Source organism: Dactylosporangium aurantiacum (assembly GCF_000716715.1).
Classification (GTDB): Bacteria; Actinomycetota; Actinomycetes; order Mycobacteriales; family Micromonosporaceae; genus Dactylosporangium; species Dactylosporangium aurantiacum.
In genome coordinates this window covers 75,547-96,648 of sequence record NZ_JNYJ01000022.1, presented here as the reverse complement: position 1 = coordinate 96,648, position 21,102 = coordinate 75,547, and the positions used below count along the sequence as shown (strand labels likewise).

Sequence of the window (21,102 nt, the reverse complement as noted above, 5' to 3'; positions counted from 1 at the left end):
CCCGCCAGGCACTTCACCACCGACCGACCCGCACCGCCCGGCGGGGGTGCCCCTGCCGGCACCCCGCACCGATAACGCAGAAAGGAACCACAATGGCCCTCAACAGCAGGATCAGCCGGCGCCGCCTCATGGCCGGCGCAGGTCTGGCGGCGGCCGCGGCGTTCAGCCCGCTCGGCCCGGCGTCGGTGTTCACCCCGTCGCGGGCGGATGCGGCCAGCGGCAAGCTCATCCCGACCGGCAAGCTCGGCACGATCACCTACTCCCAGCGCGACGTGCCCACCCGCGTCGGCATCGCGGGCAGCGCCGCGCTCGGCGTGGCCCCGACGATGGGCTACCTGGGCGGCCCCAACTTCCCCGCCGACCCCAACGACCTCGGCCCGCTGGTGCCGCTGCCCGGTGGCTGGCTGGAGCTGTTCGAGTTCCTCGCCGCGTCCGGCTTCAAGCAGATCGAGTTCGCCGGGTACGGCCAGCACGCCGCCAACCCGGGCGGTGCCGCCCCCAACCCGGCGCCGGGCGGCGTCACGACCGCCGAGTCGCGGGCGGCCTACCTGGCGTACGCGCGGACCCTGCGCGGGTTCCTGGACGCCAACGGCCTGCAGGCGATCGGCAACCACGGGTTCGTCCCGAACACCTGGAACGGCCCGAACAGCCCCGGCGGCGCGATGACCACCGCCGACTACGACCGGCTGCAGCTCGAGCTGGAGTTCGCCGCGGTGCTCGGCATGTCGTACATGGGCACGGGCAGCGACCCGACCAGTGCCAACAACCGCAACATCGAGCCGTGGACCGTCGCGGGCGAGAAGTGGGAGGCGCTGAACACCATCAGTGTCCGCTCCGGGATCCAGATGTACACGCACAACCACGCACCGGCGTACAACTTCCTGCAGGACGGCCCGATGGTCACCGTCACCCAGGACCGGATCACCGGCGCACCCATCGCGCCGACCCAGGTGCGCGGCGAGTCCGGCAAGCGGCTCATGCAGCACTACCTCGACATCACCAACCCCGACCTGGTCGTCGTCGAGATGGACATCTACTGGGCGCACGTCGCGCAGCACCAGCACCGCTGGCGCTACGACTGGGAGGGCAACCGCGTCGAGGACATCTTCGACCCGCTCGCCCAGGTCGCCAAGCAGACCAAGCGGTACGCCCTGTTCCACGCCAAGGACGGCGACGCCACCGCCCAGCCCGACGGCGTCGGCGACGGCTACACGATGATCCCGTTCGGCGACCCCCGCAGCGACATCGACTACCAGAACTTCTTCAAGAACGTGGGCGCCAGGGGCTTCCACAACCCCAACTACGAGCAGGACAACGCCCCGGGCGGCACCGCGGACCCGGGCCGCTCCCTGCGGTTCTCGAAGATCAGCGCCAGCGGGATGGCGTCCCTGCGCGGCTGATCCACCGTTCGGGCTGTCCGCGGCCGGCCCGCGTTTGTGGCCGGCCGCGGCTGACCCGCTCTGGAGGCCGCTCGCGGCTGACCCGCTCTGGAGGCCGCTCGCGGCTGACCCACCCTTGAGGTCGCCCGCGACGGCCTCATCCGGCACCCGAAGGCCACCGCCGGCGGACGGTGGCCTTCGGGCCGGTCACCAGGGTGGCCGCCGGCACGTCGTCGGCCACCACGGCGCCGGCGGCGATCACCGCGTCCCGGCCGATCGTGACGCCCGGCAGGATCGTCGCGCCGGCGCCGATCCACACGTTCTCGGCCACGTCGATGGGCGCGCCGGTGAGCCACTCCCGCCGCGGGGCGGGGTCGACCGGGTGGCCGACGGTGATGAACGTGGCCTTCGGGCCGACCATCACCCGCTCGCCGAGCCGGATCCCCGCGTAGTCCAGGAACGTGCAGTTCTGGTTGATGAACACCCGCTCGGCGAGCTCCAGGCGCAGCCCGTGGTCGGTGTAGAACGGCGGGTAGATGGTGACCTTCGCCGGCAGCGGCCGGCCGAGGATCAGCTCGAACAGCGCCGCCCTGCCCTGCTCGTCGTCGAACGGCAGCACGTTCAGGCGGGACGTCAGCTCGGTGGCCCGCAGCACCCGTTCGGACATCGCCCGGAACTGCGGGCTGTGGATGCGGATGAGGTGGTCACCGGTCACGTCAGGTTCCTCCTGGTGATTTTTGTGTCGGCCAGTACGGGTGCCACACCGGCTCGCGCGGTGCCGGCAGGCGCTCGAGGTACGCGATGAGCCCCCGCAGGCCGGGGTGCGGGTTGGTGCTCGGCAGGATGAGCGACAGCGGGTACACGATCGCCGGGTCCACGATCGGGATGCGGCGCAAATCGTGGCCCGCCGGCCACAGGTACCGGTCGCGCGACCCGACGAGCGTGGCGACGTCGTCGGACCCGGCCAGGACGTCGAGCAGGACCTCGTCGCCGAAGTGCGGCCCGGCCGCGTCGAGCCGCAGGTCGAAGTGGGTGGTGAGCTGGTCGTAGAAGTCGGCCCACTCGCTGCGCGGCGCGATGCCCGGCACCCAGATCCGGTGCCGGCGCAGCTGGTCCGGCGTCAGCCGCCGCGCGGCGGCGAGCGGGTGCCGCGGCCCGACGAGCAGCTCCAGCGGCGAGTCGAACGCGTGGACCATCCGCAGCTCGCCCGGCAGCGTTCCCGGCAGCGCTCCCGGCTGCGTTCCCGGCTGCGTTCCCGGCCGCGTTCCCGGCAGTGCTCCCGGCTGCGTGACTGTGCGGAACGAGGCGTCGACCTCACCGGCGGCGACGGCGGCGGCCGCGACACCCGGGTCGTCGACCCTGAGCGTCACCACGTCGAGGCCGGTGCCGGGATGCGCGCGCCAGTAGTCGTGCAGCACCACGGCCTGGGCGCTGCGCAGCCCCAGCACGTCGATCCGCAGCGCCCGCGAGCCGGGCCTGACCGCGGCGACGGCCCGCTGCACGCCCGCCACGACGCTCCTCGCGTGCGGCAGGAACGCCTGCCCGTCGGGCGTCAGCTCCACGCCGCGGGCGGTCCGGGCGAACAGGCGCACCCCCAGCTCCCGCTCCAGCCCGGCGATCCGCTTCGAGACCGCCTGCTGCGTCACGCCCAGCTCGGCGGCAGCGTGCTGGAACTGCCCGAGCTCCGCCGCCCGTACGAACGACCGCAGCGCCTCCGTGTCCACCGGTCCACCGTAAATCCGCACAACCGACGGTTGTGACCGACGGACACATTGTGGAGCGCCCCGAGACCATCGATGATGGCTTACGACATAGACCGATGTCGAAGGGATGGACATGATCCGTCGTACGCTGCTCGCCCTGCTGACCACCGGCGCCGTCCTCGCCGGCACCGCCGCCCCCGCCGCCGCGATCCCGCCACCCCCACCCGGCGGCGACCTGCTCATCGTGGTCGCCTACTACGCCGACACCGCGAAGACCCAACTGATCGGCCAGTCCTGGACCGGCTGCGGCCAGCCCGCCGGCAGCTGGGGCGTGACCTCAGGCGTCCGGCAGGTGTTCTTCACCCCCTGCTGACCTGCGCCGACGCCCGTACCGCCGCGTCCGGATCCGTCCGGATTCCAGCCCGGGCACTGCCTAACCGCCCCGACGTCATCGACGGTGTTCGCAAGGCACCGGCAGCAGGGTCCCGGTGCATGTCGAATGGAGTTCGGACATGGGCAGACCGAGCAACGTGCTCCGCAGGACAGCCGTCACGGCGACGCTGGCGGCAGTCCTCGCCGGCGCCGGCGTCGTCGCGTTGGCCGAACCCGCCGCGGCCGCGGTGACCGTCTCTGGTGACGTGGTCTGCAACCAGGGCACCGGCCCGGTGGTAGGCGTCTGGATCCAGGCGGCCGGGGGATCGGGTTGGGCGTCGGGTACGAGCGTCTTCAGCAAGTCAGGCGTGACACCGCCGTGGACGGTCCACGTCGGCTGCGGCGGCTCACCGTCGAACTGGCAGTACGCCGTCTACGGCGTGAAGAGCATCTCCGCGACGTTCGCGAACTGGGGCTGCTACCCCTTCGGGCCGCCGTTCCAGGCACCGGGTTGCTACACGCCCGCCAGCTAGTTCGTCCACCGACGTCACGCGCCTGACGTCACGCGCCCGCCGCCGACCGGCACCGGCCCGGCGGCGGGCCTACCACGCTCAGCGCACCGGTTCCGCGAGCCGCGAGCCACATACCGCGCGCTCCCCGAGCGGTACACCGCGGGCCGTTCCTCCGCGGCCGCAGGTGGTGCACCGCGGGCCGTTCCTCAGCCCGACGCACGCTCCGCAGGTGGTGCACCGCGGGCCGTTCCTCAGCCCGACGCACGCTCCGCGGGTCGCGCACCGCGGGCCGTTCCTCCGCAAGACTCGCACTCTGCGGGCCGCGCTCTGCACGGTGTGCGGCGCGGGCCGTGCTGCTCCCGGTGCGCGGTGCTCTGGCCTCGTATGAGCGCCGCGTCCTCGGTCAGCAGCCGGTCAGCAGCCGGTCAGCAGCCGGTGGGCGGTGGGGCGGCCGGTAGGCGCACGGCGACGTGCAGGCCTCCGTCGTCCCGCGGGGTCAGCGTGAGGATCCCTTCGTGTGCCTCGGTGATGCTTTTGACGATCGCCAGGCCGAGACCGACGCCGCCGTGGTCGGTGCGGGTGCGGCCGGTGCCGCGCTGGAACGGCTCGACCAGCGTGGTCACCGACGGCAGCGGCTCGCCGGTGTTCTCGACGGTGAGCTCCACCGCGTCGGGCGCGACGCTGGTGGTGACCCGCACCGTGCCGTCCCGCGGCAGGTTGTACAGGATCGCGTTGTGCACCAGGTTGGTCGTCAGTTGCAGCAGCAGCGCGGGCGAGCCGACGGCGGTCGCCTGGTCGCCCGCGGTCTCAATGGTGACGCCGTGCTGCTCGGCGAGGGGCAGCAGTGTCTCGGTGGCCTCCTCCGCAACGAGGGACAGGTCGACGGGCTCGCGGCGGAACGAGCGCCGGCCGGCGCGGCTGAGCAGCAGCAGCGCCTCGGTGAGATCGATCGCGCGGGTGTTGACGGCGCGGAGGCGCTCGACGAGCTCGCCGGGGTCGTGGGTCGGGTCGTTGCGGGCCACGTCGAGCAGCGCCTGCGAGATCGCCAGTGGGGTGCGAAGCTCGTGGGACGCGTTGGCGGCGAACCGCTGCTGCTCGGCGACGTGCGCCTCCAGCCGGGCGAGCATGTTGTCGAAGGCGTCGGCGAGCTCGCGGAACTCGTCCCTGCGGCCCGGCAGCCGGATGCGGTGTGCGAGGGACCCGATCGCGGCCAGGCGCACGGCCAGGGTGATGCGGTCGAGCGGAGTGAGCATGCGCCCGGCGAGCAGCCAGCCTCCCGCGAGCCCGAACAGCAGCAGGAACGCCAGCACCTGGCCCGCCCGAGGGGCGAAGGCTTGCAGCAGCTCGTCGCGGGTGGGGGTGTGCATGGCCGGCACCCCGGATTCGAGCTGGTCCCGGCCGGGCTCCCCGCGTGGGGCGTCGGGCACGTACCGCAGCAGGAACACCCACACGGTGGCGAGCAGCACCACCCCGGCGAGGATGAGGAACCCGGCGTAGCTGAGCGTGAGCTTGAGCCGGACGCTCATCCCCGGCGCCCTGTGCGCGCTCGTCATGGACACTTTAGGCATGGCCGCCGCCCGGGGTGTCGATGCGGTAGCCGACCCCGGCGACCGTGGCGATGACCCAGGGCTCGCCGAGCCGTTTGCGCAGTGCCGACACGGTGATGCGCACCGCGTTGGTGAACGGGTCCGCGTTTTCGTCCCAGGCTCTGGCGAGGAGGTCCTCGGCGCTGACGACACCTCCCTCGGCGGCGACGAGCACTTCGAGGACGGCGAACTGCTTGCGGGTGAGTGCGACATACCGGCCGTCGCGATACACCTCACGGCGGAAAGGGTCCAGTCGTAGCCCGGCGATCTCCCGCACGGGCGGCCGGTTGTGCGCGCGCCGGCGGTCCAGGGCCCGGATCCGCAGCACGAGCTCCTGGAACTCGAACGGCTTCGTGAGATAGTCGTCGGCGCCGAGCCCGAACCCCGACACCTTGTCGTCGAGCCGGTCGGCGGCGGTGAGCATGAGGATCGGCATGCCGCTGCCGGAGGCGACGATGTGCCTGGCGACGTCGTCACCGGACGGGCCCGGGATGTCCCGGTCGAGGACCGCGAGGTCGTAGGCGTTGATGCTGAGCAGCTCCAGGGCTGCGTCGCCGTCGCCGGCGATGTCGGCGGCGATCGCCTCCAGCCGCAGACCGTCACGGACCGCCTCGGCCAGGAACGGCTCGTCTTCTACGATCAGTACGCGCATGTCGGCAGCCTATGACCTGTCACGGTGCTCGCCGTGCACACTGAAATTCCGTGCTTCCTCTGGAGCCGTGGTGCGCCACCAGGGACGGGACACCAGCCCGGCCAGCACCGCACCGGCGGCGTTGACGAGGACGTCGTCCACGGACGACACCCGGTCCAGCCGCAGCACGTACTGCGCGGTCTCCACCAGGATCGAGCACCCCGCTCCGAGCGCCAGGATCCGCGGCACCGATGCCAGCGCCGTGAACCGGACCGGGGCGAAGCATCCCAGCGCGGCGAAGACGAGCAGGTTGCCGCCGATGCCGAGCGGCCCCATCGTGACCAGATCCCGCAGCGGGACCAGGCTCACCCGTCCCGGGACGATGCCCGCCCCGATCCCCGGCATCATGGTCATCCATACGAACGGCACCGTCCCATACGTCATGCCGACCTCCGCCAAGGACAACCGCCACGCCGAGGCCTCGCCGTCGGCGGCCCGCCGCAGGCGCGTCAGTGCCCACACAGCCAATTCGGCAAGCGGCAGCCCGGCAAGCGTCGTGAGCACCACGCCGTTCTCGGTGTCGAGGCAGCCGTGCCACCGCCCGGCCAGGCACTGCGGAGCGGCCATCAGCAACGGCCCCCGCACCAGGTACGCGGCGGTCGTCACGCCCAGGATCGCGAGGCCGAGCAGCGCGATCCTGGGCATGCGGCGGGTCGGTGCGGTCAGGGGTTCGCTGTGGTTCATGGTCCCATCGAAGCTGGAGGGCCGTTGCGGGGGCGTATGCGGTTTCGCATATGTCGGCGATACGCCGGTGGGCCCGCTCAGCCACCGCCGCCGTCGTCCTGCGGCGCGTCACCGGTGATGGCCTGCGTCTCACGGCCGATCATCTCCACCAGCGGCACGTCGTCACGGTTGGCGAGGATGACGCCGACCCAGCCGGTGTCCGGGTAGATGCTCCAGTTGGCGCAGACACCGGCGTCGCCGCCGGCGCGCTGCAGCACCCACTGCCCGCCGGCGATGGAGGCGGACGGCCCGTAGGTGCCGAACCCCGCCGGACCGAGCGGGACCTTCGCCGCGGTGAGCACATCTGCCCAGGGCCGCTCCAGCAGCGTCCCGTCACTCAGCGCCGTGGCGAACCGAACCAGGTCCGGTGCCGTGGCGAAGCCGCCGTCGCCGATGGCGTCGATGAAGGCTCGGCCCGGATTCCTACCCACCAGGTTCGGCTGTGTGCTGCCCTGCTCGAGGTGGCGCACGGCGTCGACCTGACCGCCGCCCGCCACGGTCATGTACGGATGCGCGACGCGCGGGTCGGTGAGCCACTGAGGCCTGGTGCAGAACGCCGAGCCGGTCATGCCGCACCGCCGGAAGACGTGCTCCTCGACGTAGTCCCAGTAGGTCCGGCCGCTGACGGCCTCCACGATCAGCGCGGGGATGACGGTCTCGGCGCCGGCGTGGGCGGTGTTGGGCGTGCCCGGCACACCCACCAGACGCGCCTGTCTGGCCCACCGCTCCTGATGCTCGTGGACCTCCGCCCGGCTGTTGAAGATCCGTTGGCTGTCCTCGTCGGGGGTGTTCAATCCGGACGTGCCGGAGAGCATGTGGTGGATGGTCACCGTCTCGGCGACGTCCTTGGCGAAGCCCTTCAGATGCTTGCCGACCGGGTCCGTCAGCCGCAGCCTGCCCCGCTGCGCCAGTTGGAGGATGGCGACCGCGTTGAACGGCTTGCCGGCTGAGCTGAGCGTGAACGCGGTGCCCTCGTGGATGCGGACGCCCCGCTCCCGGTCGGCCAGGCCGTAACTGCGGGACAGCACCGTCCGGCCGCGGTGGGACAGCAGCACCACGCCGGAGAATCTGCCGTCGGCGGCGAGCCGTGCCACGTAGCGGTCGTAGGCGCCACCGGGCAGGGCGTCGGAGGGGATGCGGCCGGGCGGTGCCGCACGGCCCGTCCCGGCGACTACCCCGGCGGCCAGGACGCCGGCGGTCGCAGCGCCGCCCCAGCCGATCAGCCGCCGCCGGTCGACCCGGCGCGTCGAGTTGAAGTTCATGCGCCCATCACAGTGTGGCGAGCGTTGCGACGGCGTATGGGATTTTCGATACGCCGGCGAAACGCCCCGCCCGACAAACTGGAATGCGACAGGTCGCTTGCGATGTTGAAGCAGGCATAGGCTGGCCTGGTCGAGCCGCATCGGACTGCTGGCACCCCGCGCCGCGGTGCCCGTCGGTCGCGGTTCGCCGGCTGTACGCGAGGTGGGTCCAGTGATTGCATCCCGATGGTTCCTGGCATTGCCGCGCTCATGGAAGCCGCCGATGTACGGCGGACTGACCCGCCAGGTGACCCTGCGCTGCCTGGCATGTGTGCTGCTACTGAGCGCGGTGCTGGTCACGACGCTGACCGCGGTGCAGTACCTGGATCGCGACGCGCACGCGGCCAGGGCCTCACAGGCGGCACTGATCGCCGCCGGGCAACTGCACGAGTCTGTGCTCGCCATGGAAAGCAGCGACCGGGACTACATCGTCACCCGCGACCCGCGCTTCCTGCAGTCCTGGCAGCAGGCCCGCAACAACGTTCCGGTGTACGCGGCCGAGCTCACCCGCCTCGTCACCGGCGACGCGCGGCAGCACGCGCGCGTCCAGCAGCTCAGCCGCGACATCAGCACGTACATCAGCGACGACTCGGCTCCGTCCGTCCCGCCGCAGCAGGGCACCGGTGTCACCACGGACCCGGCCCGGTTGCTCGACGCGAAGCAGCGCCTGGACACCATCCAGGCGGAGTTCGCGCAGTTCGCCAGTAGCGAGCTGGCCGCCGCGACGACGCAGGCGGCCCGCGCGGACACCGCGACCGTCTGGGCGCGGACCTTGGCCGGGGCCGGGTTCGCCGGTGCCGCGCTCTACACCATCCTGTTCGCGATGTTCGTACAGCGGCGGATCGTGCGGCCTGTGCGGACGACGGCGGCCATGGCGGACCAGCTGGCCGGTGGCGCGCTGCCCACCCAGATGTCGCCGGTCGGCCCGCATGAGATCGGCCTGCTGCAACGGTCGTTCAACCGGATGGCCACCGCACTGGACGTGCAGCACAGCGCCGTCAACCGGTTGGTAGCGCAGCAGAGCGCGCTGCGGCGGGTCGCCACCCTCGTCGCCCGTGCCGCGGCGCCCGGCACGGTGTTCACCGCGATCACGCGCGAGGTCGGCCAGCTCATGCACGCCGAGAGATCCACGATCGTCCGCCACGAACCGGACGGCAGTGCCACGGTCGTCGCCAGCTGGGACAACGAGCACGCCGACATCCGGCCCGTGCCGGCACCTCGGCCACGGCGGCGCGGACCCGGCGAACCCGGCGGGCCGAAGGGAGCCGGCGGGCCGAACGGAGCCGGCGGGCCGAACGGAGCCGGCGGGCCGAAGGGAGCCGGCGGGCCGAGCGCGGCCGGGGGACCGAGAGGTGCCGGCGGAGCCGGCAGCGCTGGCGGTCCGGCGCGTACGACTCCGATTCAGGTCCACGCGACCGTGTGGGGAGAGCTGCGCACCGTCGCGGCGCCCGACGATGCGGACGTGGTCGCTCCGACCGTGCACACCGGCGACTTCGCCGATCTTGCCGCGCTGGCCGTCACCAACCAGCAGGCCCGCGCCGACCTGACCGCCGCCAGTGCCCGCATCGTCGAGGCCGGTGACCAGACCCGGCGACGGCTCGAGCGCGACCTGCACGACGGCACCCAGCAACGGCTGCTGGCGCTGCTGCTCAACCTGCGGGAGCTGCAGGCCCGCATGCCGGCCGAACCGCCGGACCTCGCCGCCGACCTGGCTGCCATCAACAACGACCTGACCGCGGTCTGCGACGGGCTGCGGGAGCTGTCCCGCGGCATCTACCCGACGATCCTCACCGAACGCGGGCTCGAACCCGCGCTCAAGGCGCTGGCCCGCCGCGCGCCGCTGCCGGTCGAGCTGCAGCTGCGCATACCGGCGCGGCTGCCGCCGCAGATCGAGACCAGCGCCTACTACCTCGCCGCGGAGACGCTCACCAACACCATCAAGCACGCGGCGGCCAGCCACCTCACCATCCGGGCGACCGCCGACGCGCGGACGCTGCGGCTGCGGATGACCGATGACGGGCGGGGCGGCGCCGACCCGGCCAAGGGGACCGGCATCCGCGGGCTCACCGACCGGGTCAACGCGCTCGGCGGTGCCATGACCCTGACCAGCCGGCCGGGTCACGGCACCACCTTGCAGTTCACGATTCCTGTCGGTACCGGAGCCGGCTCAGACACACCGGGAGCCACGGCGCCCCGACAGGCACCCAGTCACTCCCAGCCGGCGGTCGACCAGTCGTTGCTGGACCAGTAGTGGCCGGTCCAGGTGCCGTTGGACCAGTAGTGGCCGGACCAGTAGTGCCCCGTCCAGCCCGGATCCGTCCAGCTGGCGGCGCCGTTCCAGGGCTGGCCCGTCCAGGTGGCCGTGGCCCACGTCTTCGAGGCCCACGAGGTGCCGGTCCAGCCGTTGCCGGTGAGCTGGTGGCCCATCCACTGGCCGCCGGACCACGAGCTCTGGCCCGCGCTGCGCGAGGCCCACGCGGCGGTGCTCAGCGAGCCCCAGATGGACGCCTCGCCGGTGAGGGCGACGTTGTCGCGGACCACGTGGCTGCCGCCGCGGGCGTCCTCGAGCGAGCCCGACCCGTTGGACCACGTGAAGTTCTGCTTCACGGTCGGGGTGGGGGCGGCCAGGGCGTTGGCGAGGTTGAGCTCGCGGTAGCCGAGGCCGGCGGCGTTGCCGGCGGTCAGGACGTTGCCGTTGTTCATGAGCAGGTACTTGACCTGGTCCGGAGTCAGCGACGGCCGGGCCTGCAGCAGCAGGGCGACGGCGGCGCTGGTGACCGCGGTGGCCTGGGAGGTGCCGCTGCCGCGGAACAGGGTCGAGCCGACCCGGGCCGAGGTGTACGTCGCGTCGATGTTGGAGCCGGGGTCGGCGAGCGACAGGATCGACTGGCCCGGGGCGAGCAGGTCCGTGCGCCGGTTCGACGGGCCGTTGTAGGTGAGGCTGGTGAACGTCGAGATGGTGTCGTCCGATGTGGACAGTGTGCCGCGGGTGTCCGCCGAGCCGACGTTGAGGATGAACTGGTCCGTGGCCGGGTCGCTCATCTGCTTGCCGTCGTTGCCGACCGCGGCGACGACGACGATGCCGGCCTTCCAGGCCTGCTCCGCGGCGAACGCGACCGGGTCCGTCCAGTAGTTGGGGGTACCGCCGGTGCCGTAGGACACGTTGATGACCCGGATCGGGTTGGCCGGGTCGTCGTTGCGGTGCGCCACGACCCAGTCGATCGCCGCGATCATCTGCGAGGCGTCGACCGCGCCGTTGGACGTGCCGACCTTGATCGAGGTGAGCTTCACCTTGGGGGCCAGCCCGACCGTGCCGGTCGCGGTGTCGTTGGCGATGATGATGCCGGCCATGTGGGTGCCGTGCCCGTACGTGTCGAGGTAGCGCAGGCTCGAGGACTGCGACTCGAACGACAGGTCCGGCCCGTTGATCACCTGCGCCGCGGGCATCCCCGGCACCGGCGCGATGCCCGTGTCGATGAGCGCCACACCCACGCCGGCGCCGGTGAGGTTCGCGGCGGTGCCGGTGCTCGCGCCGATGGTCTTGCGCACGTCGGCAAGGCTGAGGCCGGTGCTCGAGGACGCCGCACCCATCCAAAGGGTCGACGCCCAGGGGCTCGACGGGGTCGTGACCGCATGCACCCCGCCGGATGCGCCGGCCAGCGCGACGGGCAGCAGCGCGGCGGCCGCCACGACGGCCCGCAACGGTTTACGTATGCCAGCTCTGCGTGGATTGCGCACAGTGAAACTCCTCCCAGGCGCGCACCGCAACTCGCGGGCGCCACCCAACAGTGCCCGCGCGGACGCGCAGCGTCAGCACCGCGCACCGTGGTCTCACCGAACTGCACCCCGGTCCTGTCAACCGTCCGGCGGCGGTGTCCTCCGTCCCGCCCGCACCGGCACCGACGGCCCGACACCGGCACCGACGGCCCGACACCGGCACCGACGGCCCGGCACACCGGTGCTGACAGCCCGGCACACCGGCGTCGGCGGCCCGTTGAAACCGGGCGGCGCGGGGCCGGTTCTCGCGCGTACGATCCGTCGCGTGCGAGGCCTGCCTCCCCAGTACCGGCCGACCGGGCCCGACCTCAAGGAGATGTTCGCCAACTGGGGCAACCTGTGCTGTGCCTGGCTGATGACCGCCGCGGCGGCCTTCGTGGTCGTCATCGAGCCGGGCCTGCGGTCGGTCCTGGCGTTCCTGTTCTTCGGCTCCGGTCTGGTGCTGGCCGAGGGGACGCGGCGGGCGCGGTTGGACGACAGGACCCGTGCGCGCGTCGAGCCGTTCCGGCGCCGGCTCCGGCGCGGCGACGTCGACGGCTACGGCTGGCTGCTGCGTGTGCTGGCCGACCTGGACGGCCGCACGCCCAGGGCCCGCCGCCGCAGCCGGGTCGCCCTGGACGCCATCGCCGCGGAGCAGCGGCTCATGGACGGTCTCATCGTGCACTGCCGGCGGCGCCAGGTCAGTGTCGCGGTGTTCGCCGGGCGGCTCGGGCGGTGGGGCGCCGGAGCGCTCACGCCGGCGCTGGCGAGCCTGCACCCGGACGGCCGCGTCCGCGAGGCCGCCGTCACCGCGATGGGCCGCCGGACCCGGGCCGGTCACCTTCCCTTCCTGGTCGAGCGGGCGGTCGACTGGGTGCCGCAGGTGCGGGCCGCCGCGCACGGCGTGCTGCGGACCCTGCTCGAGCGGCGTCCGCAGCTGCTGGCACCGGCCGGACCGGCCGCCGCGCGGGTGGCCCGGCGCAGGCACGCTCCCGCGCTCCAGCGGCTGCTCGACGTCACCCCGGGGGAATCGGCCGCCCCAGACTGACCGGCGCCAGGACCGCGCCAGGACCGCGCCAGGACCGGCGCCAGGACCGCGCCAGGACCGGCGCCAGGACCGCGCCAGAACCGGCGCCAGGACCGGCGTCAGGACCGGGCGTCAGGACCGGCGTCAGGGCCGGGCGTCGAGAAACGGCCCCAGGACCCGGCGTCGGGAAGTGGCGTCAGGAAACGGCGTCAGGACGGTGGGCGCGGCTCGGCCACGTCCGCGGCTCGCGCTCCTCCCCGCACACCAGGGCGCGTGGCACCGCGAGCCCGGGAAAGCGCTTCAGCCAGACGTCGAGGCCCGGACCTTCAGCTCGCACGGCACGCGGATCAGCTCGTGGCGCTGCGGCGCGCCGTTGATGGCCGCCAGCAGCAGGCTGCCCGCGGTGCGGCCCATCTCGTGCAGCGGCAGCGCCACCGTGGTGAGGGGTGGGCGCTGGTGCACGGCCAGGGACCGGTCGTCGAAGCCGACGACCGCGACGTCGCCCGGGATCCGCAGGCCCCGCTCGTGGATGGCGGCGAGCGCGCCGGTGGCCAGGTCGTCGCTGGCGCAGAAGATCGCGTCCGGTGGCCGGTGGGTGGCGAGCATCGACTCGGCGAGGGCGTACCCGTCCTCCGGCGACCATGACGGCGCGTGGCGCACCAGCGCCGGGTCGAGGGTCAGGCCGGCCTCGTGGACGGTGACGGTGAGGCCCTCGAGCCGGTCGCGGGTGGCGTCCCACGACGCCGGTCCGTTGATGAACCCGATCCGTCGCCGGCCCAGGCCGGTCAGGTGCCGGGCGGCGAGGACCGCCCCGCCGCGGTCGTCGGGCAGCACGCTCGGCACCGGCTCGGACGTGCCGTACTCGTACAGGAACACGTACGGGGTGCCGGGCAGCGGCAGCGCCGGGCCGGGCCGCGGGCGGACCCGGTTGCCGGACATGATGATCAGGCCGTCCACCTGGCGGTCGATGAGCCGGCGCAGGTGCTTGCGCTCCTTCTCCGGGTCGCCGTAGCTGTTGGCGAGCAGCACCGACACGTCGTACTCGGAGGCGGCGTCCTCGACCCCGCGCATCAGCGCGTTGGTGAAGATGCCCTCGAGGTCGTCGGTGAGGATCGCGATGGTGTCGGTGTGGCGGGAGCGCAGGCCGCGGGCGACGGCGTTGGGTCGGTAGCCGAGCCGGGTGATCGTCTCCAGGACCCGCTGCCGGACCTCGGCGCCGACGTCGGGGCGGTCGTTGAGCACCTTCGACACCGTCGCCGTCGACACCCCGGCGACGGTCGCGACGTCCCGCATGGTCACGCGATCGGCGGTGCTGCGCTGTGCGGTCACCCGGTCCCCTAATCGGTTACGTAATTCTCGGCGTACCGGACCCTAGCAGAAATTGCAGCTGACACTCTTGACATGAAGTGGAAGCCCGGCTGTAACGTTCGCTCCACGAAATCGATTACGTAACTGGAGGAGGTCGACCGGATGAGCCGCAGGAGGCTCGGCCCACGGGCCCGCCGGCAGCGCCTCGGCCTGCTGCTCGTGGCCCCGGCCGTGGTGCTGGTGCTGGGCATGTTCGTGCTGCCGGTCGTGGTGACCGCCGTGATGTCGCTCTACGACTGGTCACTGCTCGGGCAGCGGCGGTTCGTCGGCCTGGCCAACTACCGCCGGCTCGCCGGTGACGGGGCGTTCCTGGACAGCCTCGGCTTCACCACCGTCTACACCGTGATCGTCACGGCCGCGCTGTTCGTCGTCGGCGTCGCGCTCGCCTCCGCCGTGCGGCACCGGCGGCCGGGCGTGGGGCTGCTGCGCACCGCGTACGTGATGCCGGTCGTCATCGGCTTCGCCACCGCGAGCTACCTGACGCTGTGGCTGCTCGACGACCGCATCGGCATCGTGCCCGACCTGCTGCGCCGCCTCGGCGTCGTCGACGGACCGGTCTCGGTGTTCAGTCACTACGGCACGGCGCTGACGGTGGTCGTCGTGCTGGTCGTGTGGAAGACCGTCGGGCTCACCATGCTGCTGCTCATGACCGGCATGCAGGCGATCTCGAAGGACTACTACGAGGCCGCCCAGGTCGACGGCGCCACCCGCGCCAGGGTGCTCCGCTCGGTCACGCTGCCGCTGCTGCGCCCGACCATCGCGCTGGTGCTGATCCTGACCGTGATCGGCAGCTACCTCGCCTTCGACCAGTTCTTCATCCTGACCCAGGGCGGCCCCGACAACAGCACGATCCCGGTCGTCTACCTCATCTACCGGGCCGGCTTCATCGACTTCAACCTCGGCTACTCCGCGGCGATGTCGATCGCGCTCATGGGCATCCTGCTCGTCCTCACCAGCATCCAGCTGCTGGTCCTGCGTGCCGGGGAGGACCGGTGAGCGCCCTGCCCAGGCTGGCCTTCTACACCGTGTGCGGGCTGGTCGCGCTGCTGTTCGTCGCGCCGCTCGGCTGGCTGGTGCTCGCGTCGTTCAAGAGCAGTGGCGAGTTCGCCCAGTCGCCGCCGACGCTGCTGCCGTCGCACTTCAGCCTGGAGAACTACCGGCGGCTCGTCGAGGCGGGCCTGTGGACCAACGTCGGCAACAGCATGCTCGTCACCGCCGGGACGGTCGTCGCGGCGACCACCCTCGCGGTGCTCGCCGGCTACGGCTTCGCCAGGTTCCGGTTCCCCGGCCAGGGCGTGCTGTTCCTGACCGTGCTGTCCACGATGATGATCCCCTTCCAGTCGATCGTGCCGTCGCTGTACGTCATCCTCGACGACCTCCGGCTCACCAACTCCCTCGCGGGGCTGGTGCTGGTCTACACCGTGTTCGCCCTGCCGTTCGGCATCTTCACGATGCGGGCCGCCTTCGCCGCCGTGCCCGCGGCGATGGAGGAGGCCGCCGTCGTCGACGGTGCCGGCCCGATCACCGCGCTGCGCCGGATCCTGCTGCCGATCGTGGCGCCGGGCGTGGCGACCGTCGCCATGTACGCGTTCTTCACCGCGTGGAACGAGTTCCTGGCCGCGCTCATCTTCACCACCCGTCAGGACCGCTACACCCTGCCCGTGGTCCTGGCCAACCTGCAGACCGGCGCCGGCGGCACCCTCAACTGGGGCGTGCTGGAGACCGGCGCGGTCTTCGCCGCGGTGCCGTGCATCGCGATCTTCCTGATCCTGCAGCGCTACTACGTCGCCGGTCTCACCGGCGGCGCCGTCAAGGGATAGTCCCGAGGAGCCCCGTGTACCCATTGCGCCGGCCGGCGGCGATCGCCGCTGCCCTGCTGACCCTCGCCCTCGCCGCCTGCGGCAACACCGACGCCCCCACCTCGTCCGCCCCCGCCGCGCTGACCGGCGACGGCCCCGCCACCCTGTGGGTCCGCGCCGCCGACGAGCCGCTCGACAAGGCGCTCGTCGCCGCCTGGAACGAGCAGAACCCCAACCGCAAGATCACGATGCTGACCGTGCCGGACGCGCAGTACGTGCAGAAGTACGTCCAGGCCGTCCGCGGCGGCGACGCCCCCGACCTCGCCGCCGTCGACATCGCCAACGTCAAGTCGCTCACCGGGCAGGGGCTGCTCACCGACATCACGGCCCAGGTGGACGCGCTGCCGTACAAGAGCGCCCTCGCCCCGGCCGGGGTGCAGATCAGCACGGTGGACGGCAAGGTGTACGCGCTGCCGCACCAGCTCGACGTGTCGATGCTGTACTACAACAAGGCCCTGTTCACGAAGGCCGGGCTCGACCCGGCGAAGCCGCCGGCGAGCCTCGACGAGGTCGTCGCCGCCGCCCGGAAGATCACCGCGCTCGGCGACGGCACCTACGGCTTCGCCTTCGCCGGCAACTGCGCCGGCTGCAACGCCTACACCCTGCTGCCCTACATCTGGGCCAGCGGCGGCGACATCATGAACGCCGACGGCACCCAGGCCACGCTGGACGACCCGGCCGTGGCCGCCGCCCTCAACGCCCACAAGACCATGTGGGACGAGAAGCTCATGCCGGCGGCCGTCAAGGACGACAACGGCGCCACCTGGCTGTCGGGATTCCAGTCCGGCAAGATCGGCATGCTCGCCCTGGGCAGCTTCGGCATCAGCGTGTACAAGGCGGAGCAGAACCTCGACTTCGGGGTGACCGCGATCCCCGGCACGAAGGGCACGTCCGCGTTCCTCGGCGGCGACGTCATCGGCATCTCCAAGGGCGCCAAGAACGCGAAGACCGCCTGGGACTTCATCGCCTGGAGCATGAGCGAGGACGTGCAGAAGAACGTCGTGGCGAAGACCGGGCAGCTCACCGTGCGCTCGGACACCGCCGACAACCCGTCCACGCGGGCCGAGCCGCGGCTGCTCGCCGCGAACCAGCTGATCGCCGCCGCCAAGGTCCCGGTCACCGCCAAGTACAACTCGCTGTTCATCGACCCGACCGGCCCGTACCTGCAGTTCATCCGCGACTGGGTGTTCACCGGCGACCCGGCGAAGGCGATCGACAAGGGCAAGAGCGGCTTCAGCAGCCGCCTCGCGTCCTGAAACCCCCGAGGAGAGCAGAACCATGCACGACCTGAGCTTCCGGTGGCCGCACCCGCGGTTCGCCACCCCGCTCGGCCCGGTCAGCATCCGTGTCCACACCGGCGAGAACGTGTACGGGCTCGACCCCGACCGGGTCTCAACCGAGCGGGACGGGACCACCACGACGATCGTCGCCGACGGCCTCACCTGGGCCGGCGGCCAGCAGACCGCGCCCGGCCGGGCCGTGGTCCGCATCGTGGAGACCGGCGACGGCGTCCGGGTGGAGGTGCGCGCCGAGCACCTCGACGGGGTGCGCTGCGTCGCCGTGGTCCTGCACGACCAGCCGACCGGCGACGTGACCGCGCTGCGCGAGGGCGACCTGCCGGTGCCGGTCACCGGGCGGGTCGTCACCTACCCCAACGGCTGGTTCGACCTGGCCACGCCGCTGCTCGGGCTGTGCCGCCCGGACGGCACGGTCACCGTCGCGCGCAGCCTCGACCGGCAGGTGCGCGGCAAGCGCTTCGCGGTCGTGCCGCACTTCGCCGATCCGTCGACGTGCGACTTCGAGCTCATCGCCGACGCCGACGCGACCCAGCCGGCGGCCGAGCTCGACGTCGCGCCGTGGCACCTGACGCGCACCGGTGACCTCGGGCCGGTGCTCGCCGAGCACACCGCGCACGTGCGGGAGGCGTACGCGCTGCCGTCCTGGGAGACGCGCACCGACGTGCCGGCGTGGCTGCGGCGCACCGCGCTGGTCGTGTCGCTCAACGGCATGCACTTCACCGGCCGCGTCTTCCTCGACTACGGCGGCATGCTCGACACGCTGCGCCGGCTGTCGGAACAGATCGAGCCGGAGCGGATCCTCGCGTACCTGCCGGGCTGGGAGGGCCGCTACTACCGCTGGTACGGCCGGTTCGACGTCGACGAGCGGCTCGGCGGCGAGGCCGGCTTCCGGCGGCTCGTCGACGGCGCGCACGAGCTGGGCGCCCGGGTCATGCCCATGTTCGGGGCCAACGTCGCCGCCCGGGACCTGCCCGGCTTCGAGACGTGGGCGGCGCCCGGGCAGCTGCTCAACCCGAGCGGGCACATGCCGATCGGGTCGGTGGACTGGGACGCGTCCCGGCACTTCGACCACAGCTGGGGCGCGCTGATCAACCCGTCGTACGAGCCGTGGCGGCGGCACCTGGCGCAGCAGATCGTCCGGCTGTACCGGCGGTACGGCTTCGACGGGGCGTTCCTGGACATCTCCGCCATGTACAACAACGACCCGCGCGGCAGCACCACCGATGGCCTGCGGGCGCTGGTCGAGCTGATCCGGGCCGACTGCCCGGACCTGCTGATCGCCGGTGAGGCCTGGTTCGACGCGCTCGGCGGCATCATCCCGCTGGTGCAGGCCGGGCACCGCGACACCGTGCCGACACTGCACGACCAGCCGGACCCGGCGCTGTTCACCGGCACCAACCGGTCCTTCGGGCACGTCTGCCTCGGCGACCCGGCGCACGGCTCGACCGGCGTGCACGAGGCCGGCTACAACCCGCACTGGCGGCTGCCGGTCCGCGAGGGGGTCCTGCCGACGCTGACCGTCGTCGACGGCACCCTCGACGCGGCCGCCGAGCGGGTGGCCCTGGTCGTCCAGGATGCCCGGGAGTACGCGGCGAAGTACCTGACCTGACCGTCCAGCTCCCCGGTGGCGGCCGGGATCCCGGGGCGGCGGCGCGGCCTGAGCACCCGCGCCGCCGCCCCGTCACGCCAGCCGCCCCAACGGCTCACGCCCGGCGCCCGCGGGGACCTCGCCGGGACCACAGCCACCAGGCGAGGCCCGCGCCGGCGAGGACGGCGGCGGCGCCCGCGAGCCGTAGCCAGGCCGGCCACGGGCCGCGGTCGGGGTCGCCGGCCGGGGCGACCCGCGCCGCCGGCAGCAGGGCGGTGGCCGCCTGCAGGTCGTAGGTGGTGGTGTCGCCGGTGGTGGTCAGCGGGCGCAGGTCCGGGCCGCTGACGGTGCGGTGGCCGGTGGCGCTGCCCTGGGTGACCAGCGGCCGGTCCGGCGCCGCCCAGCCGACCAGTGCGATCTGGTCCTGGGTGACGATCGGGGCGGGCGGCGGCGTGCGGTCGGCGGGGTCGGCCGGCAGGAAGCTGATCGAGCAGTCGAGCTTGCCGGCGCCGGCGTTGTCGGCGACGGCGAGCCACCGGCCGTCCGGCGACCACGCCGCCTGCCCGGCGATGAGCACCCCGAACCCGGCGGCGGCCAGCTCGGTGGCGCCGGTGCCGCCGGCGGCGTCGAGGATCCGGATCGCCCGCCGCGGCTCGACCTCGGTGTCGGGGGCGCCCTGCACGGCGAGCCGCCGGCCGTCGGGGGAGAACGCGGCGGCGGTGGCGGGCGCCGGCAGGGGGATCGACGCCCCGGTCGTGAGGTCCAGGACCGCCGAGCCGGTGTCGCCCACGGTGTACGCGAGGCGGGTCCCGTCGGGCGACCAGGCAAGGGGGCGGATCACCCCGGCGCCCCGGCCGCGGTGCGTGGTGGTCCGGCCGGTGCGCAGGTCGACGACGGCGACGTCGGTGGCCGGCCCGACGCTGCCGACCGCGACCCGCGCGCCGTCCGGGGCGAGCAGCACCGGGGCGTCCTGCCACGTGCCGAGTTCGGCGGGGCCGCCACGGCGCTCGGCCTCGTCGAGGCGGCGGTACGTGTGCCCGTCGACGCTCAGCACCACCGTCTGCAGGGTGTGCAGCCACCGCGGGCCGTTGCTGCCCTGCACGTACGCGAGGAGGGCGGGACCGGCCGGGGCCTCGGACACCGGGGCGGTCAGCAGCGACAGCCCCGCGAGGCGGGCCGGCAGGACCGTGCCGCCGGTGGGTGCGGCCGGCTGCGCCAGCAGTCCCGGACCGAGCGCGGCGGCGGCCAGGACGCCCAGCACCCCGGCGGCGCTGAGCAGCGGGCGCCACCGGCCGGCCCGGGTCGACGCCCGCGCCATGAGCACCGCGGGGTCCGGCGGGTCGACGTGGACGGCGTCGGCGATGGACCGGACGGCGGCGCCGATACGGGCCTGCGGGTCAGTCGACATCCAGGTCCTCCTTGATCGCGGTCAGCGCCCGGTGCAGCAGCGACTTGACCGTGCCGGGGCGGCAGCCGAGCGCGGCGGCGATCTGCGCCTCCGGCAGGTCCAGGTAGAACCGCATGAAGACGGCCGCCCGCTGCCGCGGCTTCAGCTTCTGCAGCGCGGCCCGCACGACCTCGGTGTCGCCGTCCGGGTGCCGCTGCACCGGCTCGGGCAGCGCGGTCGCGTGCCGGCGCTCCAGCCGCCGGCGACGCACCCACGACGTGCACCGCGACACCACCGCCCGGCGCAGGAACGGCAGCGGCTCGCGGACCTGGTCGCCGCGGCGGAACCATTCGATGAACGCCTCCTGCGCGACGTCCTCGGCGGCGGCGAGGCTGCCCGTCGTCAGGTACGCCAGCCGGACGAGCGCGGGGTAGTGCGCGGCGTACACCTCCCGGAAGGCCTCCCGGTCGAGGCCCTCCGGGGCGGGGTCGTCAGTCACCACGGTCACGTCGTGCAGGCGCACGAGCTACCGGCCCGGTTCCACCCGATGTG

19 protein-coding genes are annotated in these 21,102 nt (G+C 72.9%); 9 read left to right on the top strand and 10 right to left on the bottom strand.

The genetic code is table 11. The annotated features are described in order from the left end of the window. Positions 1 to 92: 92 nt before the first annotated feature. Complete coding sequence (locus OP18_RS24705) at positions 93 to 1,400, top strand: sugar phosphate isomerase/epimerase family protein (RefSeq protein WP_052387253.1); 1,308 nt, start codon at positions 93 to 95, stop codon at positions 1,398 to 1,400. A 136-nt stretch (positions 1,401 to 1,536) separates the two neighbouring features. Here the strand turns inward: OP18_RS24705 and OP18_RS61925 are convergent, their stop codons facing one another. Both OP18_RS61925 and OP18_RS24695 read right to left on the bottom strand, forming a co-directional pair. Then, a complete protein-coding gene (locus OP18_RS61925; RefSeq protein ID WP_033361383.1) occupies positions 1,537 to 2,094 on the bottom strand; it encodes a DapH/DapD/GlmU-related protein in 558 nt (185 codons plus the stop codon). 1 nt (position 2,095) lies between these two features. Further along, complete coding sequence (locus tag OP18_RS24695; protein ID WP_033361382.1) at positions 2,096 to 3,103, bottom strand: LysR family transcriptional regulator; 1,008 nt, start codon at positions 3,101 to 3,103, stop codon at positions 2,096 to 2,098. A 112-nt stretch (positions 3,104 to 3,215) separates the two neighbouring features. Here OP18_RS24695 and OP18_RS24690 point away from each other — a divergent pair, with 112 nt between their 5' ends. Continuing rightward, on the top strand, positions 3,216 to 3,455 hold the full coding sequence (locus OP18_RS24690) for a DUF6289 family protein (protein ID WP_156089739.1): 240 nt from the start codon (positions 3,216 to 3,218) through the stop codon (positions 3,453 to 3,455). Positions 3,456 to 3,594: 139 nt separating this feature from the next. Next, positions 3,595 to 3,987, top strand: a complete 393-nt coding sequence (locus OP18_RS24685) for a hypothetical protein (RefSeq protein WP_033361380.1) — start codon at positions 3,595 to 3,597, stop codon at positions 3,985 to 3,987. A gap of 404 nt (positions 3,988 to 4,391) precedes the next feature. On the opposite strand, the gene OP18_RS24680 is transcribed toward OP18_RS24685, so the two are convergent. The 4 genes from OP18_RS24680 to OP18_RS24665 form a co-directional block, all read right to left on the bottom strand. Further along, entirely contained in the window at positions 4,392 to 5,519 is a 1,128-nt protein-coding gene (locus tag OP18_RS24680) for a sensor histidine kinase (protein WP_081971083.1), read from the bottom strand. Between the two features lie 7 nt (positions 5,520 to 5,526). After that, complete coding sequence (locus OP18_RS24675) at positions 5,527 to 6,204, bottom strand: response regulator transcription factor (protein WP_033361378.1); 678 nt, start codon at positions 6,202 to 6,204, stop codon at positions 5,527 to 5,529. A 9-nt stretch (positions 6,205 to 6,213) separates the two neighbouring features. Beyond that, positions 6,214 to 6,927 carry a VanZ family protein gene (locus tag OP18_RS24670; RefSeq protein ID WP_052387252.1) on the bottom strand — a complete coding sequence of 238 codons (714 nt, stop codon included), beginning with the start codon at positions 6,925 to 6,927 and terminating at the stop codon, positions 6,214 to 6,216. 77 nt (positions 6,928 to 7,004) lie between these two features. Further along, positions 7,005 to 8,228: a serine hydrolase domain-containing protein gene (locus OP18_RS24665; RefSeq protein WP_033361377.1), complete on the bottom strand. Its 1,224-nt coding sequence runs from the start codon at positions 8,226 to 8,228 to the stop codon at positions 7,005 to 7,007. 262 nt (positions 8,229 to 8,490) lie between these two features. Between OP18_RS24665 and OP18_RS52950 the strand changes: the two genes are divergently transcribed. After that, positions 8,491 to 10,518 (top strand): sensor histidine kinase, encoded by a 2,028-nt coding sequence (locus OP18_RS52950; RefSeq protein ID WP_052387251.1) that lies wholly within the window; start codon positions 8,491 to 8,493, stop codon positions 10,516 to 10,518. Here the strand turns inward: OP18_RS52950 and OP18_RS24655 are convergent. Then, entirely contained in the window at positions 10,476 to 11,969 is a 1,494-nt protein-coding gene (locus tag OP18_RS24655) for a S8 family serine peptidase (RefSeq protein ID WP_052387250.1), read from the bottom strand. The two genes, OP18_RS52950 and OP18_RS24655, sit on opposite strands and share 43 nt — an antisense overlap. Positions 11,970 to 12,309: 340 nt before the next feature. Here OP18_RS24655 and OP18_RS24650 point away from each other — a divergent pair, with 340 nt between their 5' ends. Continuing rightward, complete coding sequence (locus OP18_RS24650; protein WP_033361376.1) at positions 12,310 to 13,071, top strand: HEAT repeat domain-containing protein; 762 nt, start codon at positions 12,310 to 12,312, stop codon at positions 13,069 to 13,071. 279 nt (positions 13,072 to 13,350) lie between these two features. Here OP18_RS24650 and OP18_RS24645 read toward each other — a convergent pair whose 3' ends face one another. After that, a complete protein-coding gene (locus tag OP18_RS24645) occupies positions 13,351 to 14,343 on the bottom strand; it encodes a LacI family DNA-binding transcriptional regulator (protein WP_063745585.1) in 993 nt (330 codons plus the stop codon). Between the two features lie 177 nt (positions 14,344 to 14,520). Between OP18_RS24645 and OP18_RS24640 the strand changes: the two genes are divergently transcribed. The 4 genes from OP18_RS24640 to OP18_RS24625 are packed head-to-tail and all read left to right on the top strand — an operon-like array spanning position 14,521 to position 19,184. Then, positions 14,521 to 15,414 carry a carbohydrate ABC transporter permease gene (locus OP18_RS24640; protein WP_033361374.1) on the top strand — a complete coding sequence of 298 codons (894 nt, stop codon included), beginning with the start codon at positions 14,521 to 14,523 and terminating at the stop codon, positions 15,412 to 15,414. Then, positions 15,411 to 16,238: a carbohydrate ABC transporter permease gene (locus OP18_RS24635; RefSeq protein ID WP_033361373.1), complete on the top strand. Its 828-nt coding sequence runs from the start codon at positions 15,411 to 15,413 to the stop codon at positions 16,236 to 16,238. The genes OP18_RS24640 and OP18_RS24635 overlap by 4 nt, the downstream gene beginning before the upstream one ends. A 14-nt stretch (positions 16,239 to 16,252) precedes the next feature. After that, positions 16,253 to 17,533, top strand: coding sequence for an ABC transporter substrate-binding protein (locus tag OP18_RS24630; protein WP_156089737.1), 1,281 nt, complete (start codon positions 16,253 to 16,255; stop codon positions 17,531 to 17,533). 22 nt (positions 17,534 to 17,555) lie between these two features. Then, on the top strand, positions 17,556 to 19,184 hold the full coding sequence (locus OP18_RS24625; protein ID WP_033361372.1) for an alpha-amylase family protein: 1,629 nt from the start codon (positions 17,556 to 17,558) through the stop codon (positions 19,182 to 19,184). Positions 19,185 to 19,278: 94 nt separating this feature from the next. On the opposite strand, the gene OP18_RS24620 is transcribed toward OP18_RS24625, so the two are convergent. Together OP18_RS24620 and OP18_RS24615 are read right to left on the bottom strand one after the other, a co-directional pair. Continuing rightward, positions 19,279 to 20,571: a WD40 repeat domain-containing protein gene (locus tag OP18_RS24620; protein ID WP_033361371.1), complete on the bottom strand. Its 1,293-nt coding sequence runs from the start codon at positions 20,569 to 20,571 to the stop codon at positions 19,279 to 19,281. Further along, entirely contained in the window at positions 20,561 to 21,049 is a 489-nt protein-coding gene (locus OP18_RS24615) for a SigE family RNA polymerase sigma factor (RefSeq protein WP_081971082.1), read from the bottom strand. Before OP18_RS24615 ends, OP18_RS24620 begins: the two co-directional genes overlap by 11 nt. Between the last annotated feature and the right edge of the window lie 53 nt (positions 21,050 to 21,102).

Coding starts and splice junctions, on each gene's coding strand:
- OP18_RS24705 (WP_052387253.1), top strand. CDS start 93: ATGGCCCTCAACAGCAGGATCAGCCGGCGCCGCCTCATGGCCGGCGCA.
- OP18_RS24690 (WP_156089739.1), top strand. CDS start 3,216: ATGATCCGTCGTACGCTGCTCGCCCTGCTGACCACCGGCGCCGTCCTC.
- OP18_RS24685 (WP_033361380.1), top strand. CDS start 3,595: ATGGGCAGACCGAGCAACGTGCTCCGCAGGACAGCCGTCACGGCGACG.
- OP18_RS24680 (WP_081971083.1), bottom strand. CDS start 5,519: ATGACGAGCGCGCACAGGGCGCCGGGGATGAGCGTCCGGCTCAAGCTC.
- OP18_RS24675 (WP_033361378.1), bottom strand. CDS start 6,204: ATGCGCGTACTGATCGTAGAAGACGAGCCGTTCCTGGCCGAGGCGGTC.
- OP18_RS24670 (WP_052387252.1), bottom strand. CDS start 6,927: ATGAACCACAGCGAACCCCTGACCGCACCGACCCGCCGCATGCCCAGG.
- OP18_RS24665 (WP_033361377.1), bottom strand. CDS start 8,228: ATGAACTTCAACTCGACGCGCCGGGTCGACCGGCGGCGGCTGATCGGC.
- OP18_RS52950 (WP_052387251.1), top strand. CDS start 8,491: ATGTACGGCGGACTGACCCGCCAGGTGACCCTGCGCTGCCTGGCATGT.
- OP18_RS24645 (WP_063745585.1), bottom strand. CDS start 14,343: ATGCGGGACGTCGCGACCGTCGCCGGGGTGTCGACGGCGACGGTGTCG.
- OP18_RS24640 (WP_033361374.1), top strand. CDS start 14,521: ATGAGCCGCAGGAGGCTCGGCCCACGGGCCCGCCGGCAGCGCCTCGGC.
- OP18_RS24625 (WP_033361372.1), top strand. CDS start 17,556: ATGCACGACCTGAGCTTCCGGTGGCCGCACCCGCGGTTCGCCACCCCG.
- OP18_RS24620 (WP_033361371.1), bottom strand. CDS start 20,571: ATGTCGACTGACCCGCAGGCCCGTATCGGCGCCGCCGTCCGGTCCATC.